Source organism: Zhongshania sp. (genome assembly GCF_047636175.1).
GTDB lineage: Bacteria > Pseudomonadota > Gammaproteobacteria > Pseudomonadales > Spongiibacteraceae > Spongiibacter.
The window spans coordinates 133935-150782 of sequence record NZ_JBLIKC010000002.1 but is presented as its reverse complement, the minus strand read 5'-3'; the positions used below and the strand labels follow the sequence as shown (position 1 = coordinate 150782).

Below are 16848 nucleotides of genomic sequence, written 5' to 3'. Positions count from 1 at the left end.
TGGCTATGACACTAAATTTTGCATCTACCGCTCGCGGGCTGATAGCACTAACCGTTTTCATTGCCGCGGCTCTAGCAAATGGTAATGCACTCGCACAATCCACATTATTCGAGCCGCTTTACGAGGTTTTAAGCCACCCAAGGTGCATGAATTGCCATACTGTCACTGACTTTCCACGACAGGGTGATGAACGCCGCCGACATGATCAATTAGTTGTTAGGGGCGCTGACAACCATGGTGCGCCAACGCTGCAGTGCTCCGCCTGTCATCAAGACGAAAACGTGGCAGAAGATGCAGTCCCAGGCGCACCCCACTGGGCTTTAGCACCGTTAAGCATGGGCTGGGAGGGGCTGGACGAAACCGGACTTTGTCAGGCACTTAAAGATACCAGCAAAAACGGCAATCGCAGCCTTGAGGACTTATTCGAGCATATGACCAAAGACGAATTAGTGTTGTGGGGCTGGACGCCGGGCAGTAATCGCACTACCCCGCCCCTTGGCCAGCAGGCCTTCGAAGAAGCTTTAAAAATATGGGTCGATGCAGGTGGGCCCTGTTAAATCAGACCTTTCTCGGACCAGTCTATCGGCATCGATAAAGGCTTGCCGCGTGTTAACGCGGCTGCACTGCTTATTTGCTATGGATTTTCAATACCGGGAAGCTTATTTAAGAGGCTTGTCTTTCATGTCACGCAAATTACTAATTACCGATTCCAATGCGCGATCAAACAGTCGATCATCATCAATGAGCGCTATGGATTGATCGACAAGCGCCGCTTCTAGCTCATTGAGGTTAAGCTCGGCGACCTTAATCCCCGAGCGGTTTACAAAAATATATTTACCAATGCCATTGATAACGGCAGCTAAACGACAGCGTAGAATACGCCCATCGTCCTGACGAAAATCAACCCAATTACCCACCCGCAAGGTTTGTATCCGGTTGGCCAGCTCGTTAGTCGTTTGCTGATGACTTTCCTCTGCTTTTTCGACATCTAGCTGCGACACTAATGGCACAGAATGGGCCTTGGAGGCAGGCCACGCGTCATCGCCATCGAGGGTTTCAGCCAGCGACGCATCCAAATTAGCCAAATCTGTTTCATCAAAACTGGAGTCGCTCTCAGGCGCGGCAGTATCTTGGCTTTCAAACCCGGCAGCTCGCGGCGACGCCTTGCGCGAATCCCGCGAAGGACCACCTTTCCGACTGAGCTTGGCGAGATGCAGCCGCTCCAGCTGCTCAAACCAGCGATCAGTTTCGAAGGAATTTAATGAAACGCGTGTAAACCCCAAGCGCAAGGTTTCAACCAACACTGGCAAGGTGGATATCAGTTCGTTTCGATGACCCACATCATCAGAGGGCATGACGCTCCAAAGTAAGCGCTCAATCAAACCGGCATCGTCGTTAAAGCGTTCGCTATCTTTACCATGCTGGATATAACTTAGAAATAAGACCTTGCTCCAGCCCAGCTGCAATATTTTAGTTACCACCGGCGGGCAATCAACACCACCCAATTTTCGCTCTAAAATAGCTGCAATATGCATACGCGCATTTTCAGCCGCCGCCTTGCCATCTTCGGCATCTACCGTTCTACGCGCAACCAACTCCGCTCGCAGCTTGGCTTTCTCATTAAAGGATAAAAAGTTATCGCAGGCGTCGGCAAAGACCTGAGTATCTACACCAAAGTCACGCAAGATACACATCACAACTTCTTCGGTTTTCTTATACAGCGGATCCCGCTCTGCAGCAGCCACAGGCGACCAACCAATACCCGCGCTAACTAGGGCACTAAGTAATTTGCGCGCCGGATGCTCATCATGACTAAAAAGGCCCTTATCTAGCATTGCCATTTTTAAGACCGGAATCTGCAAGCGGGCAATAAGTCCCTTCAGCGACTCGGCTAAAGCATCACCATCCAGAATAAATTGAAACAGGGCGCCGACGAAATTAATGGTATCTTGATCACGCTGACGAGAAAGTGCGGACACATCGGTATTAGCAACCAAGTTCACCTGCTGCAAGCGCGCTACTAAGTTTTGCGCCATAACATCAAAGTCGGTTTGCGCTGAACCGTCCGATGAGGTTTTTACAGTGAATTGATCGAATTGCTCGTGTTGCATTTCCTGCAACGCTACCATGAACGATGGCTTAGACATCGACGTCTTCGACCCACCAGCCTCGCCAACCTTTCCTAGCAAAGTATCTATCGCATCAAACAAATGCGTGACCAATTCCGCTGACTGTGAATTTTGCGGCGACGCAATCTGCGGCTCCTGTTCTGCTGATAACTCAGCACTATGATCCTTTGATCTAGGCGCAGAACTCACCGATTTTTTCTCAAGCGTTTCCAGCGGTAAACCTTGAGCAGCCAGCACCGGAACCAGCTGCTGGTATAGCTCCCCAAAGCTTGCAATCACTTTTGCATCAAAAATCTTAAAAATAATTAGCTTAGCTTTAATATCAATATCTAGTGATTGACATACTGCACCTAAGGCGGAGGCAATCTTTGCAGGCCCCATCGGTAATTCTTTTGCAGCAAGCAATGGGCCACTAACAACCTGCTGCCAGGCGGTACATAAAATCCAAACTTCGTGGAGAAACCGGCGCTCCGCTTTATTTGCCATGCCTTCAAGTGCAATCAGCTCTTCAAGTGCCTCTGACTCCAATAATTTAAGTTTGGCTTGACCTCGCTCCACAGACGACGTCACATAGTTATCCGACGCCATAGCGACAAAAGCTGTGATAAACGCCTCGGAAAAACCCTTTTCAATGCTCTCGCGATTAATTCTAATCTCACGCATAGCATCAAAATAAAGGTGCTGCTCGCGAGCATTACTCGCATCGTCAGCCAGCTCGAACAAGCGGTCATCAACTTCATCAAGGAATACCGTCATGCGACCTTGTAAAAAACCACAAGCCTTATCACGTATTGCCGCCAACGCATCGGGCAATGAGACGGCAGCAACAGTCGATTCTCGTCGAGCGTTTAATTTCACTACCTTGGACGTGAGGTCAGTCATAAAAAGCTATTCTTTCAAATGAAATTACAAGAGTAAAACCTAAGGTTATCAACACCTTCACGCATAAGTCGTCGCAGACTATAGAAAGTGCCAACTGAGGTATGGTTATACGTTAAAAGGTCTTTCCACCGCCATTGTTACAACTACTTATGATACCCGCCAAGCTAACACAAATGGCGCACATTTAAGCTTGTGCTGATAGAATACACGGCAGCCCGTTTTATTAATCCATCGGTTTGGAAAAATACCATGCAATTTTCAGATGCTTTGCAGAGCGACATTACTGAGACCGTGCGTTTCGCGCTTGCAGAGGATATCGGTAGCGGTGACATTACAGCCCAACTTATCCCCGCCAACCAGACCGCGACCGCAAGTATTATTACACGCGAAGCCGCCGTTATTTGCGGCGTTAATTGGGTCAATGAAGTTTTTCAACAGATTGATAACTCGGTCACAATTACCTGGCATATCGCGGACGGTGACCATGTTGCCGCCAACAGCATTTTATTTGAGTTAAACGGCCCGGCGCGCTCTCTGTTGACCGGCGAACGCACCGCCTTAAATTTCCTGCAATTACTGTCAGGTACGGCCACACTCTGCAAGCAATACTCAGATTTGGTCTCTCACACCAAAGTAAGGTTGTTGGATACTCGAAAAACCATACCGGGATTGCGCACAGCACAAAAATACGCGGTAAGCTGCGGGGGCTGTCACAATCACAGAATTGGCTTATACGACGCCTTTCTAATTAAGGAGAATCACATTGCAGCCTGCGGTGGTATCGGCGCAGCAATTGCTGCCGCTAGGGATATTGCGCCACTAAAACCCGTCGAAGTTGAAGTAGAGAGTCTCACTGAGCTAGAGATTGCACTGAATAGCGACGCTGACATTATTATGCTCGACAATTTTAGTCTCGACGATATGCGTGAAGGTGTAGCCATCACTTCAGGCCGCGCTAAGCTGGAAGCCTCCGGCAATGTTAGTACCCAAACATTAGCGGCGATCGCAGAAACCGGTGTCGATTTTATTTCAATTGGCGCACTGACAAAACATGCCCGAGCCATCGATCTGTCTATGCGCTTTATTTAAAGCGCCATATGACAATAGCACCGCGGCAGACCGGAAATTATCGTTACTGAATCTAGGAGATATCGGTGCTAAAAAGTGTACTTAGTGATAAAGCCACCAGACTTTTTATTGTGCTCGGAGGCTTTTTTGTTGCCAATGCCATACTCGCAGAATTAATTGGCGTTAAAATTTTCTCGCTAGAACATAGCCTTGGTATTCCCCCACTAAACTTCAAGGCATTCGGTATAGACGGGCTGGCCTTTAATTTGACAACAGGGGTCTTACTGTGGCCCTTTGTATTTGTACTGACCGATTTAATTAATGAATACTACGGCAAACGCGGGGTTCGCTTACTCTCGTATTTAACCTCTGGGCTCATCATATATGCCTTCGCTATGGTCTTTATTGGCATACACCTCACCCCAGCTGACTTCTGGCCCCAATCTCACATCAATTCAAGCCTGCCTTTAGAGGAGCAAGCCGCGCTGCGCAGCCAAGTTGGTGATTACAACGCCGCCTTTAAATTAGTTTTTGGCCAAGGCCTCTGGATTATCATCGGCTCCTTGATTGCTTTCCTCATTGGCCAAATTATTGATATCACCGTCTTTCAGCGTATAAAGAAAATCACCGGAGAGGGCCGGATATGGCTTCGGGCGACCGGCTCTACCCTAATCAGCCAATTCATTGATAGCTTTGTGGTGTTGTTTATTGCCTTTTACATTGGTGCCGACTGGAGCCTACAGCTGGTACTGGCCATTGGCGTGGTAAATTATATTTATAAGTTTCTAATGGCAATATTACTGACGCCACTGCTATACGCAGTGCACTACGTCATTGAAAGATACCTAGGCGCTGAAAAGGCCTCGGCAATGAAACATGAGGCGATGTTAGAACCGTAAAACGCGGGAACTCTTGCTAACTGGTGATATGTCCCGCTTGGGGCCGCAAGACAATATCTTCCACCACCACATTGCGGTCCATACGATAGATATCCAAAAAGGCGCGGGCCACATCTTCAGAGGGCATTAATTGCTCTTTAGCAACACCAGATGCCTGCCACGATGGCGAGTAAGTCGGCCCCGGAGAAATACAGGAAACGCGAATACCTTTGCCTCGCACTTCTTCGCGCAGTGCTTTGGTAAACCCGCTCACCGCATGTTTGGCCGCACAATAGGCTGAGACGCCAGCATAACCTTCAAGGCCAGCAGTTGATGACATATTAAAAATATCCCCCGACTGCCGCGCCAACATGCTTGGCAATACCATTCGACTCAAGAGAAAGGTGCTGCGTAAATTCACTGCCATCACGCGGTCGAAATCTGTTGCTGTCATGTCCTGAACAGCCGCGCCGTGCCAACTACCGGCGTTATTAATCAACACCGCAACGTCGCCCATATCGCGCTGCAATGCCACTGAAAAATCGTTTACTTGCTGCTCATCGCTAACGTCAACTGCGTAGCACCGCGCCTCAACCGCAGCGCCGCAATTGCCCGCCACTTGGTCCAGTGCGGTCTTATTTCTCGCCACCAAGGCTAAGCGCAGCGGAAAACCTGCGTTTGCAAAACACACGGCAATGGCGGCACCAATGCCTTGAGAGGCTCCACTGATAACGAAGAGAGGCGCTAAAGATTGTTCAGACATACGACCTCACAAAATATATTGGGCAAGTCACGTGGCCGAAAATTGCATGCCTAGCAACGCTAGGCAGACTCAATAGACCAAACATCAAAAGCAATAAGAAATTTCTAGGAGAGATGTTGGCGCCTGCAAGCCAAAGCCGATCAAGCGCATTACTATCACTCACATCGATTTTAACAAGCTAAAGTCCACTTGTTTGTCAGCATGGTAAGAAGAGCGAACCAGCGGACCGCTGGCAACACTTTTAAAACCAAGTTCGGTGGCAATTCGACCAAACTCGTCGAACTCTTGCGGTGTCACAAAGCGCTCGACCGCCAAATGATCACGGCTAGGCTGCAAATACTGACCCATGGTAATCATGTCGATATCATGGGCTCGCATATCTTTCATCACTTGGATCAGCTCTTCCGCGGTTTCGCCCAAACCCAACATCAGACCAGATTTGGTCAATACATCAGGACGCCGCTCTTTGTATTTTTTAAGTAAATCTAAGGACCACTGGTAATCCGAGCCAGGGCGTATTTTTTTATACAGACTCGGTACCGATTCAAGATTGTGATTAAACACGTCAGGCGCTTCTTTCTCTAAAATATCTAGCGCAACATCCATTCGGCCACGAAAATCCGGGACCAAAATTTCAATCCGAACCTCAGGACTGAGTGCGCGGGTTTCACGTATGCAGTCGGCAAAATGCTGGGCGCCACCGTCGCGCAGATCATCGCGATCTACCGATGTCACCACCACATATTTTAATTTCATTTCGGCAATAGCTTCTGCCAGCTCACGCGGCTCGCTCTCTGCTAAGGCATTGGGACGACCGTGAGCGACATCGCAAAAGGGACAGCGACGGGTACAAATTTCGCCCATAATCATGAAGGTGGCGGTACCCGCGCTAAAACACTCGCCCAAATTTGGACAGGCGGCTTCTTCGCATACCGAAGCCAGTTTATGTTTGCGAAGGATACGTTTAATCCGGCTCACCTCAGGACCGGTCGACATTTTGACCCGTATCCAAGACGGCTTAGTAGGCAATTCAATCGTCGGAATCACTTTAATCGGAATGCGTGCTACTTTTTCCGCGCCACGCAATTTCTCACCCTGAACCACTTTTTTAGCTGCGACCTTCGATACCAAGCCTACGGCGCTGTCAGTTTCTGATCTCATAAAACCCCCGATGCGTCAGGCAAGCAGTGTTCGCTCACTTCCCGACAGTGTAAATAGCCTAATAGGTTAGTCAACTCTGCGCCAAGCCTATCGGCAAGTTCATTCTGCGACTGCGGCTCCGCCGCGCTTTGACGGCGAATATCAGTCACCTTCATGCCCTGATGGCCACAGGGATTGATGCGCTGAAACACGCTGAGATCCATATCAATATTCAAACTCAGACCGTGGAAAGTACTGCCGCGCCGCACCCGCAAACCCAATTGCGCTATTTTGGCGCCGCTTTCAACATAGACGCCGGGCGCGTCGGAACGCGGGTGCGAGGCTATGCTCACGCTCGCCAACACAGCCACAATACTGCTTTCTATCGCCGTTACAAGGTCGCGAATACCAATACTCAAACGTCGCAAGTCTATCAAAACATAGCCTACCAACTGACCAGGCCCGTGGTAGGTCACCTGACCGCCGCGATCAACTTGCACAACCGGAATATCCCCCGGCATCAATATGTGCTCCGGCTTTCCAGCTTGACCCTGAGTAAATACCGCGTCATGTTCCAAAAACCACAACTCGTCAGGGCTATTAACATCGCGAATATCGGTATAGTGCTGCATTGCGCGCCATACCGGCTCATAGGGTTGGCGGCCAAGTTTACGCACCCAAAGGGTATCTGGCCTGCTCATTTAAAGAACCATCTTTACAATGCCGGTTGCTTTCAATTCGGCGAATATTGTATCGAGCTGCGGCTTACCCGTCGCGGTAATCACCACCGTCACCGATAAAAACCGACCCTCACTACTTTCGCGCTCAGTTATCTGCGACTCATCAATATCCCCCGCATTGGCGCGCATAATATCAATCACTCTCTGGCGCAAACCCTCGCCAGCAACACCAATGACTTTTATTGGATATTGACAGGGAAATTCCAGCGTTGGATTGCCAGTCTCGGCTCCGCGGGATTCGGTCATAGTAAATTTATTCATAATACTGCTCGCGCGAGATTACCCCCGCGCATTATCAAGTGATCAAGAAATCAGATTAACAAAGAACAACACAATGCTGTCCCAAAGACGCTTTAAAATGCCGCCTTCCTCAACAGCCTGTAAAGCTACCAGCGGCACCCGCAGTCTTTCTGCGCCCGCCAAACTGACAACTAACTCGCCATACTCTTGGTCTGCTGTAATCGGCGCAATCAATACCTCATCAACATTTAGCTGAGCGTTAAGCGCGTCGCTCTTACCACGAGGAATAGTAATAAAGACGTCTTTCTGCACACCCAAATTCACTTCGTCGCTATCGCCCTTCCATACTTTAGAGCGTGTTAACTCCGTGCCACCCGCGTAAAGCTGGTGGGTTTCAAAATAGCGGAAGCCGTACGATAGTAGTTTTTGGGTTTCACGCTCGCGAGCCTTAGCACTGCTGGTGCCCATGACCACAGAAATCAAACGCATCCCTTCGCGCTTAGCAGACGTAACCAAACAATATCCCGCGTCGACGGTATGGCCGGTTTTTAAGCCATCCACGCTCGGATCACTCCACAACAGACCATTGCGGTTACTTTGCCGAATATTATTAAAAATAAAATCGCGCTCGCTATAAAGTACATACTCATTTTTGTAAGCAATGATTGCATTGGCCAGCGTCGCCAAATCTCGCACCGAGATGTAGTGATCTAAATGTGGTAAACCATGAGAGTTAGCGAAATGGCTATTGGTCATCCCAAGCATCGCTGCGTGCTGGTTCATCATGCCAGCAAACGCTTCTTCACTGCCGGCAAGATGCTCTGCGACCGCAACACTGGAATCGTTGCCAGAGGAAATCACCACGCCTTTGTGTAAATCACCAAGGGATACCTGCTTACCTACCTCAATCCACATTAGTGATGAACCGTTGAATATCGGGTTCTGTGCCCACGCATTCTTACTAATGGTGACCATATCATCGTTACTGACTTGACCACGTTCTAGCTCGTAGGACAGCACATAGCTAGTCATCAACTTGGTTAAACTGGCCGGTTGCATACGCTCGTCGGCATTGTGTTCAATCAACACCTCGCCGCTATTGGCGTCCATCAAAAAATAAGCCGATGCCGCGATACTTGGCGCAGCAGGAACCAAATCTGGCTGCGCAACGACGCTCGAGGATAAAACGACCGTCGCCGCGAAGACTGCAAACACTTGCTTAAACATAAGACCCTTTTCTGTTCTCGTTAACTTGATGAGTCACCGGCTTCAACCACTAAATGGGATTCACCGGACCATTGTTGTTGTAATACTTTTTTCGCAGCCTGCGCTGAATAATAATCTACAAAGGGCCCCACTCTGACGCGATGCATCGCCGACCCTCGATCACTGCTACTGGCAATCACGACGGGAAAAGCCAAACCTTCGCTCAACTTCTGCTGCAAAGCATTTGCAGAAGTCAGTTGCGAGAAAGCCGCTATCTGTAAATAGTAACGTGCCGCCTCACGAGATGCCGCATGGGTATTGTCCGTATCAATGACTTCAATTTCTACCCGCGCCGTTCCCCGTTTCGCATAACCAAGCTTCACCGCTGCCGCATATGAAAGGTCAATGATACGATCAGAGTGAAACGGGCCGCGATCATTTACCCTCACAATAGCCGTTCGGGCATTATCCAAATTTGTCACTTTGACATAGACTGGAATCGGCAGCGTGCGGTGGGCTGCAGTCATCTCATAGAGGCTATAAATTTCGCCGTTAGACGTTGCGTGACCATGAAACTTGGTGCCATACCACGAGGCAATACCCCGCTCTTTAAAGCCTCGATGCTGATCGACTAGGCGATACTCTTTGCCATTGACCATGTAGGGACTAATATTTCCAGCCACTCGCAGCACTTCATGCCGCGGCTGAGCATCCGCAATCATATTTGGATCCAAAGTCTGCGGTGGCGCACCATCTTGCTCAAATTGATATCGCGACTTACCTTGGCCCACAGGGGCACCACGGCTCTCCGTGTCAGCAGACCCAGTATCTCCTTGTTTGCTCGATGGCAGGGGCGCGCAGCCAACCGCTAGCAATAACGCCGATATAGCAACAACACCATATTTCAAGGTGCGGTTACCTTAGCCATTTCATCAGCAATCAATTCGCTTAGCTGGTAGGCCGCCATCGCGTACATTGAGCTGTGGTTATAGCGGGTAATCACATAAAAATTCTGCAAGCCTATCCAGTACTCGTCGCCTTTGTCGCCATCTAACTTCATCGCCGTCGCTTTTCGCTCAGGCGCCAAAGCGCGATCGCCAGTAATGCCCGCAGCTCTTAACTCTGCAATGGTTTTCTCAGGCTTAAGCCCGGCATTAAAAAAGCTCTCATCAACACCATCTTTGACCACCGCCGAGCTCACGACAGGTTCATTTAAACGCCAGCCGTGGCGTTTAAAGTAATTAGCCACACTGCCGACAGCATCAACCGAACTATTTACGATATCGACCTTACCGTCGCCATCAAAATCGACAGCATAGGCACGGTAGCTACTGGGGATAAATTGGCCATAACCCATTGCACCAGCATAAGAACCTTTTAAACTAAATGGCTCAATACCCTGTTCACGCACCATCAACATATATTCTTCTAGCTGACCCAGAAAAAAACTACTGCGGCGCGGAAAATCAAAGCCTAAAGTCGCCAAGGCATCGACTACCCGAAAACTGCCTTTATTGCGGCCATAACGGGTCTCAACGCCAATAATACCGACAATCATAGACGCGGGAACGCCGAATTGTTTTTCAGCTCGAGTCAACTCTTCGAGATGCTCCTTCCAAAACTCCACACCCTGAGTAACCCGAGAATCTTGAATAAAGATCTTCCGGTAACGCTCCCACGTCATCACAGACTCTGCAGGCCGTGACATGGCATCCAATATCGATTGCTTAGCTTCCGACTGCTTTAAAATTGCCAACACCCAATCGCGGTCAAAATTATGCTCTTCAACCATTGTTTTAACGAAAGCCGCCGCGCCAGGATGGCTGCTATAGTCAGCCTGCGCAGCGCTGGTAATGAGCAGCGCTGCCACTGCAGCGCTGAATATTTTTTTAAACATATGTCTGTGCTTGTTTTGTGTTTTCACGTCGCGTCCTATCATTATTGCTGCACCAAACGCTCATCGGCGCAGATACCCATCAAAACCCCAAATCCCACCAACAAAGTGACTAATGAGGTTCCGCCTTGGCTAACTAGTGGCAGGGGAACACCCACCACCGGTAATAAACCTGACACCATGCCCATGTTTACAAATACATAGACAAAGAAAGTAAGAATAATACTCCCGCCCAAGAGTCGACCGAAGCAATTTTTTGCTTGCGATGCAATCCACAGGCCCCGACTAATAATCAAACCGTAAAGCAACAATAACAGCAATACCCCTCTAAGGCCGAATTCTTCAGCCAAAACTGCAATGATAAAATCAGTGTGGCTTTCCGGCAAAAAATCCAAATGCGACTGGGTTCCCAACATCCAACCCTTACCCTCAAAGCCGCCGGATCCGATCGCCGTTTTCGACTGAATAATATTCCAGCCAGCACCTAATTTATCGAGTTCCGGGTTCAATAATGTAAGGATACGCTGGCGCTGATAATCATGGAGGACAAACTCCCACATGGGATAAGCCATCAGCGCGGATAGCCCGAGGCAGGAGGCGATAAAGGTCCAACTGATGCCCGCCAAAAACAACACAAAAATACCCGAGGCGGCGATCAGTATTGAGGTCCCTAAATCGGGCTGCATCACAATCATCGCCGTGGGTATGGATATCAGCAGTAAGCTGATCATGGTATGGCGGATACCTGGAGGCAGTGAATGGGTTGAAAGATACCAGGCCACCGCCATCGGCAAGACTAACTTGGCCAGCTCTGATGGCTGAAAACGAAAACCGCCTATCTCCAGCCAACGCTGGGCGCCCTTGGCACCCACACCAACAAAACCGACTGCCAACAGCAGCATTAATACCCCGATGTACGCAAATGGCGCCCAACGCTGCAGCTGCTCGGGATGAAGTTGAGCAACCAAGAACATGACGACAAAACCGATAGACAGAAACCGGCCCTGTCGTAATACCGCGGTCATGCTGCCATCACTGGCGCTATACAGCACCACCAGACCAACACCGCTTAAAATAAGTAATAAAATCAAGAGCGGTATATCAATGCGCAGCCGTTGGCTGATACTGCGGTGGCTGCTTATGCTGCGGTTACTACCCGGCATTTGCCTTAAAAAATCAGAGTTATTCACTGGCATCAACTCCGGCTTCGGTATCAATAAGCTGCCCCTTGCTATTAGATGCAGTACCTAGACCTAGCGATGGATCGCCCAATAGATAGGCGTCAATCACCTTGCGTGCTGCCGGACCGGCGACGCTGCCGCCATGTTCGCCATTTTCAAATACCACGGCCACGGCGATTTTTGGATCGTTGGCCGGCGCAAAGGCAATGAACAGGGCGTGATCCCGGTTCCGCTCACGCAAACTACTTGAGTCATACTCTTCACCGGCAGCAATACCTACCACTTGCGCAGTACCGCTTTTCCCGGCAAGACGATAAGCTAAGCCCGCCTTCAAACCTCGACCCGTGCCACGCTCGCCATATATTACCTGCTCCATTGAACGGGTAATACTATCCCAGTGTGCATCAGAGACATCTTCCATCTGACCCATGAGCGGCGCCACAACCGGCTCGTCACCGACCGAAGACAACAAGCGAGGCGCATACAGGTCGCCTCGCGAGGCAATAACTGAAGTCGCGACCGCCAACTGCAGGGGGGTCGTCAACATAAATCCCTGCCCAATGCCGACGTTAATAGTTTCGCCAGGGTACCAGTGGCTACCTCGACTTTTCTGCTTCCACGCCCGCGATGGCATCAAGCCCGAACGCTCATTAGTATTGTCGATCCCCGTTGGGTCGCCAAGACCAAACCGCGTAGCAAAACTATGTAAACGGTCGATACCGAGCCTATAAGCAAGTTCATAAAAATACACATCGCAAGATTCCACCACTGCCTGCTCTAAATCTACCCAGGCCCCGTGGCCAGTGCGCTTCCAATCACGATACCGGCGACTGTCGTCTGGCAAACTAAACCAACCCGGGTCAGGGATACGGGTTGACGGCTTAATCACACCGTAATGTAAACCTGCCAGCCCCCAAATTGGCTTTATCGTCGAAGCAGGCGGGTACTGTCCTTGCAACGCACGATTAAACAAAGGTAGATTCGGATCATTTTGCAAACCCTTATAATCAAGCGAACTGATCCCATTCACAAACAAGTTAGTGTCATAGCTCGGTGCACTCACCATGGCGATAATCGCGCCGGTATGAGGTTCCATCGCAACAATAGCGCCGCGCCGCCCTTGCAATGCCTCATAGGCAACACGCTGCACATAGGCATCTACGTTTAAGGTAATATCACTGCCAGGCAAAGGATCATGCCTTTCTAATACCCTTAAAATACGGCCGTGAGCGTTACTTTCTACGTTTTGATAACCCACCGTGCCGTGCAGTAACTCCTCGTAATATTTTTCAAGACCAATTTTGCCAATGTGATGAGTACCGCTGTAATTTACCGGATCAATCACATCTAGCTCGCGCTCATTAATGCGCCCAACATAGCCCAGCATATGTGCAAATAACTCACCTTGGGGATAATGACGCACCAGCTGCGCATCAATTTCCACCCCCGGCACGCGGTGCCGATTTACCGCCAACTTACCAATATCTTCCTCACTAACCCGAAACTTCAAAGGCACGGCTTCATAGGGTCGGCGGCGACTTAGACGCTTGCGAAACTGTTCAATATCGTCATCAGTTAAGGGGATAATTTCATTGATGATCGCCAAAGTATCATCCAACGATTTCAAGCGCTCCTTCACCACAGTTAGCGTGTAACTAGGAATATTCTCGGCGAGCAGCAGGCCATTGCGATCAAAGATCAGCCCGCGCTTAGGCACAATCGGCAATAGCTGAATGCGATTGCGATCGGACTGAGTTTTATAAATCTCGTAATCAGAAATCTGTAACTGAGAATAGCGCCCTATCACGATCATCGTCATGGTCATGAGTATCAAGATTGATATGGTGACCCGGTAACGATAAACGCGACGTTCATAAAGGGTATTTTTGAGCTGCTGGCGTCGGGTCATATTACTCAGCCATCAGCGATGATAGGGGTGGTTATTGAGAATGGTCCAAGCGCGGTAAAGCTGCTCAGCGAATAACACCCTCACCAAGGGATGCGGCAAAGTCATCGCCGACAGAGACCACTTTTGCTTAGCCAGCGCCAAACATGAGGCGCTTAGTCCGTCTGGGCCGCCAACCAAAATACTGATATTGTCGCCGTCCATCTGCCAGCTCCGCAGAGCTTCAGCCAAGCCCTCAGTGCTTACCGCTTTACCTAAGACATCTAAGGCAATCACTCTATCGTCAGCTGGAATCGCCGCGATCATCGCATCGCCCTCCTGGGCAATGGCACGGCGAATATCGGTATTCTTGCCCCGCTTAGGCAGGGAAAGTTCTTTAATCTCGAAATTAATTTCCGCCGGAAGGCGCTTGCGATACTCCGCCACGCCCTCTTCAACCCACGCCGGCATTTTAGTGCCGATACAAATAAGGCTAACTCTCATCGCTTCCTGGCACAGGTACCTGCCATAGACGCTCAAGATCATAAAATAAACGCGCTTCTGGCAGCATCACATGCACTACCACATCACCAAAATCTACCAGAACCCAGTCGCCGGCATTTTCGCCTTCGATTCCCAATGGCACAATACCGCGCTTCTTTACTTCCACCCAGACATTGTTCGCCAGCGACTTAACATGGCGATTAGAGGTGCCACTGCACACCACCATAAAGTCAGTTATGCCACTTATTCCGCGCACATCTAGGGCCACAATATCGCGGCCTTTTACTTCTTCCAGCGAGTCCGTAACAAGCTTCTTTAATTGTTCAGCATCCATCAAACAGGAATTCCTATGTCTTTCACTGTGTATATAAACCGTGTTCAGCGATATAGTCCGCGACAACGTCGGGAACAAGGTAACGAATCGACCTGCCGGAGGCCAGCCGCTGTCTAATATCCGTTGCCGATATAGGCAACTGAATCAAACCTAACTCAAAAAAACCACCGGCGCTTACCGCCGTTAACGCACTGGCCTTGGCAAGACGTCGCGCCTCAGCAAATTCCGTCACTGTGGCATCGGCCGCTAAGGGATAATCAGCGCGATGCAATAACAGCACATTAGCCAAATCAAACAGCAACCGCCAATCTTGCCAGCGATGTAATTGGTTAAAAGCATCACTACCCATAACCACCGTGAGTGATACCGCCGCGCCCAGCTCAGCACGCAAATCCCGAAGCGTGTCGACCGTATAGGACGGCCCATCTCGCAGTAATTCACGACCATCTGCATACAAACCAGATTCACCAGTTATAGCAGCGCTGACCATGGCTAAGCGCTGGCCACTTTCAGCACCGGGCTCACCACGCAAGGGTGGGCGATGACTTGGCATCAACCTCAGTTCATCGACACTGAGCGCCTCTTTTATCTCTATTGCCGACCGTAAATGACCATTGTGGACAGGGTCAAAGGTGCCACCAAAAATGGCCACTGATCCACCCGCGCCGTTTACTCCTGAGGTTTGCTTCGACAAGTCCGTCATTTAGACCCGGATATGACCGTCGCCCAACACAATATATTTCTGTGAGGTCAGACCTTCTAATCCCACTGGGCCACGGGCGTGAATTTTATCGGTCGAGATACCAATCTCAGCGCCGAGGCCATATTCAAAGCCATCGGCAAACCGAGTCGAGGCATTTATCATCACTGAACTAGAATCTACCTCACGCAAAAACCGGCGACCGCTTGTGTAGCTCTCAGTAACAATAGATTCGGTGTGCCCCGAGCTGTACTGAGCAATATGGTCCATCGCCTGCTCTAATCCAGCCACCACTCGAATCGATAAAATTGGCGCGAGGTATTCGGTTGCCCAATCATCATCGGTGGCATCAGTGACGCCCACCAAGATCTGCCGAGTACGCGGGCAGCCGCGCAACTCCACCCCTTTCTCAATCATGGCGTCAGCAATTCTAGGTAGCAATTCCTCAGCGCGACTCTCCGCGATAAGCAGGGTCTCCATGGTATTGCAGGTGCCATAGCGATGGGTTTTGGCGTTTAAGGCAATGGCAAAGGCCTTATCAGCGTCGGCGGCATCATCAATATAGACATGGCATATGCCATCTAAGTGCTTTATCACCGTAACAGTGGCATCACGGGCAATGCGCTCGATAAGACCCTTGCCACCCCGGGGAACCACCACATCGACAAATTCTGGCATGGTGATCAACTCGCCCACCGCCGCTCTGTCGGTAGTTTCCAGCACTTGCACAGCGGTTTCAGGCAAACCCGCCGCCTTTAAGCCTTCACGAATACAGACGGCCAAAGCCTGATTGGAATGAATCGCCTCGGAGCCACCGCGCAAAATAGCCGCGTTCCCCGACTTCAAGCACAGACTAGCCGCCTCTAAGGTCACATTGGGCCGCGACTCATAAATAATGCCAATAACACCGAGAGGTACCCGCATTTTACCCACTTGAATACCACTGGGCCGGTAATTCATGTCGCTGATAGCGCCAACCGGATCTGCCAGCGCAGCCACTTGACCTAGCGCTTCAATAATACCGTCGATGCCCTTGGCATCTAAAGCCAGTCTATCCATTAATGCCGCGTCTAAACCATTGGCCTCACCCGCGGCGAGATCTTTGGCATTGGCTGCCAGTATGGCGTCGCGATGCAAATCAACTGAAGCCGCCATCGCCAGCAAGGCGCGATTTTTGACACCACTGTCTGCGGCGGCGACTACTCGCGATGCCTGCCGAGCTTGTCGCCCCAGCTGATTCATATACTGCTTAATATCCATCGATTCCGTCGTCTCCACACCGCACGTCGCGAGACGCAGCGGAT

The 16848-nt window shown here is 50.1% G+C and carries 17 protein-coding genes; 3 read left to right on the top strand and 14 right to left on the bottom strand.

Going from position 1 to position 16848, the window contains the following annotated elements; genetic code table 11:
• The first annotated feature begins 5 nt into the window (after positions 1 to 5).
• Entirely contained in the window at positions 6 to 557 is a 552-nt protein-coding gene (locus ACI955_RS01725) for a hypothetical protein (RefSeq protein ID WP_415242006.1), read from the top strand.
• Between the two features lie 102 nt (positions 558 to 659).
• On the opposite strand, the gene ACI955_RS01720 is transcribed toward ACI955_RS01725, so the two are convergent.
• Complete coding sequence (locus ACI955_RS01720; RefSeq protein WP_415242005.1) at positions 660 to 3011, bottom strand: DUF1631 domain-containing protein; 2352 nt, start codon at positions 3009 to 3011, stop codon at positions 660 to 662.
• Between the two features lie 249 nt (positions 3012 to 3260).
• Here ACI955_RS01720 and nadC point away from each other — a divergent pair, with 249 nt between their 5' ends.
• Positions 3261 to 4100, top strand: a complete 840-nt coding sequence (gene nadC / locus ACI955_RS01715; protein WP_415242004.1) for a carboxylating nicotinate-nucleotide diphosphorylase — start codon at positions 3261 to 3263, stop codon at positions 4098 to 4100.
• Between the two features lie 65 nt (positions 4101 to 4165).
• Positions 4166 to 4978, top strand: coding sequence for a queuosine precursor transporter (locus tag ACI955_RS01710; protein ID WP_415242003.1), 813 nt, complete (start codon positions 4166 to 4168; stop codon positions 4976 to 4978).
• Between the two features lie 16 nt (positions 4979 to 4994).
• On the opposite strand, the gene ACI955_RS01705 is transcribed toward ACI955_RS01710, so the two are convergent.
• The 13 genes from ACI955_RS01705 to ACI955_RS01645 form a co-directional block, all read right to left on the bottom strand.
• Positions 4995 to 5720, bottom strand: coding sequence for an SDR family oxidoreductase (locus ACI955_RS01705; RefSeq protein ID WP_415242002.1), 726 nt, complete (start codon positions 5718 to 5720; stop codon positions 4995 to 4997).
• Positions 5721 to 5879: 159 nt separating this feature from the next.
• On the bottom strand, positions 5880 to 6881 hold the full coding sequence (gene lipA / locus ACI955_RS01700; protein WP_415242001.1) for a lipoyl synthase: 1002 nt from the start codon (positions 6879 to 6881) through the stop codon (positions 5880 to 5882).
• Positions 6878 to 7561, bottom strand: coding sequence for a lipoyl(octanoyl) transferase LipB (lipB, locus tag ACI955_RS01695; RefSeq protein ID WP_415242000.1), 684 nt, complete (start codon positions 7559 to 7561; stop codon positions 6878 to 6880). Before lipB ends, lipA begins: the two co-directional genes overlap by 4 nt.
• A complete protein-coding gene (locus ACI955_RS01690; protein ID WP_415241999.1) occupies positions 7562 to 7861 on the bottom strand; it encodes a YbeD family protein in 300 nt (99 codons plus the stop codon). It lies immediately after the preceding gene.
• A 42-nt stretch (positions 7862 to 7903) separates the two neighbouring features.
• The gene (locus tag ACI955_RS01685) at positions 7904 to 9067 is read right to left on the bottom strand and encodes a D-alanyl-D-alanine carboxypeptidase family protein (RefSeq protein WP_415241998.1); all 1164 of its coding nucleotides are present in this window, start codon (positions 9065 to 9067) and stop codon (positions 7904 to 7906) included.
• Positions 9068 to 9087: 20 nt separating this feature from the next.
• Positions 9088 to 9954, bottom strand: coding sequence for a septal ring lytic transglycosylase RlpA family protein (locus ACI955_RS01680; protein WP_415241997.1), 867 nt, complete (start codon positions 9952 to 9954; stop codon positions 9088 to 9090).
• A complete protein-coding gene (gene mltB / locus ACI955_RS01675) occupies positions 9951 to 10943 on the bottom strand; it encodes a lytic murein transglycosylase B (RefSeq protein WP_415241996.1) in 993 nt (330 codons plus the stop codon). The genes ACI955_RS01680 and mltB overlap by 4 nt, the downstream gene beginning before the upstream one ends.
• 41 nt (positions 10944 to 10984) lie before the next feature.
• A complete protein-coding gene (rodA, locus tag ACI955_RS01670) occupies positions 10985 to 12130 on the bottom strand; it encodes a rod shape-determining protein RodA (RefSeq protein WP_415241995.1) in 1146 nt (381 codons plus the stop codon).
• A complete protein-coding gene (gene mrdA, locus ACI955_RS01665) occupies positions 12123 to 14030 on the bottom strand; it encodes a penicillin-binding protein 2 (protein WP_415241994.1) in 1908 nt (635 codons plus the stop codon). Before mrdA ends, rodA begins: the two co-directional genes overlap by 8 nt.
• Positions 14031 to 14042: 12 nt before the next feature.
• The gene (gene rlmH / locus ACI955_RS01660) at positions 14043 to 14510 is read right to left on the bottom strand and encodes a 23S rRNA (pseudouridine(1915)-N(3))-methyltransferase RlmH (protein ID WP_415241993.1); all 468 of its coding nucleotides are present in this window, start codon (positions 14508 to 14510) and stop codon (positions 14043 to 14045) included.
• Positions 14500 to 14844: a ribosome silencing factor gene (gene rsfS, locus ACI955_RS01655; protein ID WP_415241992.1), complete on the bottom strand. Its 345-nt coding sequence runs from the start codon at positions 14842 to 14844 to the stop codon at positions 14500 to 14502. The genes rlmH and rsfS overlap by 11 nt, the downstream gene beginning before the upstream one ends.
• A 22-nt stretch (positions 14845 to 14866) precedes the next feature.
• Positions 14867 to 15547 carry a nicotinate-nucleotide adenylyltransferase gene (gene nadD, locus ACI955_RS01650; RefSeq protein WP_415241991.1) on the bottom strand — a complete coding sequence of 227 codons (681 nt, stop codon included), beginning with the start codon at positions 15545 to 15547 and terminating at the stop codon, positions 14867 to 14869.
• On the bottom strand, positions 15548 to 16804 hold the full coding sequence (locus ACI955_RS01645) for a glutamate-5-semialdehyde dehydrogenase (protein WP_415241990.1): 1257 nt from the start codon (positions 16802 to 16804) through the stop codon (positions 15548 to 15550).
• Between the last annotated feature and the right edge of the window lie 44 nt (positions 16805 to 16848).

Excerpts from the sequence above, each read along its gene's own strand:
- ACI955_RS01725 (WP_415242006.1), top strand. The coding sequence starts at position 6 with ATGACACTAAATTTTGCATCTACCGCTCGCGGGCTGATAGCACTAACC.
- ACI955_RS01720 (WP_415242005.1), bottom strand. The coding sequence starts at position 3,011 with ATGACTGACCTCACGTCCAAGGTAGTGAAATTAAACGCTCGACGAGAA.
- nadC (WP_415242004.1), top strand. The coding sequence starts at position 3,261 with ATGCAATTTTCAGATGCTTTGCAGAGCGACATTACTGAGACCGTGCGT.
- ACI955_RS01705 (WP_415242002.1), bottom strand. The coding sequence starts at position 5,720 with ATGTCTGAACAATCTTTAGCGCCTCTCTTCGTTATCAGTGGAGCCTCT.
- lipA (WP_415242001.1), bottom strand. The coding sequence starts at position 6,881 with ATGAGATCAGAAACTGACAGCGCCGTAGGCTTGGTATCGAAGGTCGCA.
- lipB (WP_415242000.1), bottom strand. The coding sequence starts at position 7,561 with ATGAGCAGGCCAGATACCCTTTGGGTGCGTAAACTTGGCCGCCAACCC.
- ACI955_RS01690 (WP_415241999.1), bottom strand. The coding sequence starts at position 7,861 with ATGAATAAATTTACTATGACCGAATCCCGCGGAGCCGAGACTGGCAAT.
- ACI955_RS01685 (WP_415241998.1), bottom strand. The coding sequence starts at position 9,067 with ATGTTTAAGCAAGTGTTTGCAGTCTTCGCGGCGACGGTCGTTTTATCC.
- mltB (WP_415241996.1), bottom strand. The coding sequence starts at position 10,943 with ATGTTTAAAAAAATATTCAGCGCTGCAGTGGCAGCGCTGCTCATTACC.
- mrdA (WP_415241994.1), bottom strand. The coding sequence starts at position 14,030 with ATGACCCGACGCCAGCAGCTCAAAAATACCCTTTATGAACGTCGCGTT.
- rlmH (WP_415241993.1), bottom strand. The coding sequence starts at position 14,510 with ATGAGAGTTAGCCTTATTTGTATCGGCACTAAAATGCCGGCGTGGGTT.
- rsfS (WP_415241992.1), bottom strand. The coding sequence starts at position 14,844 with ATGGATGCTGAACAATTAAAGAAGCTTGTTACGGACTCGCTGGAAGAA.
- nadD (WP_415241991.1), bottom strand. The coding sequence starts at position 15,547 with ATGACGGACTTGTCGAAGCAAACCTCAGGAGTAAACGGCGCGGGTGGA.
- ACI955_RS01645 (WP_415241990.1), bottom strand. The coding sequence starts at position 16,804 with ATGGATATTAAGCAGTATATGAATCAGCTGGGGCGACAAGCTCGGCAG.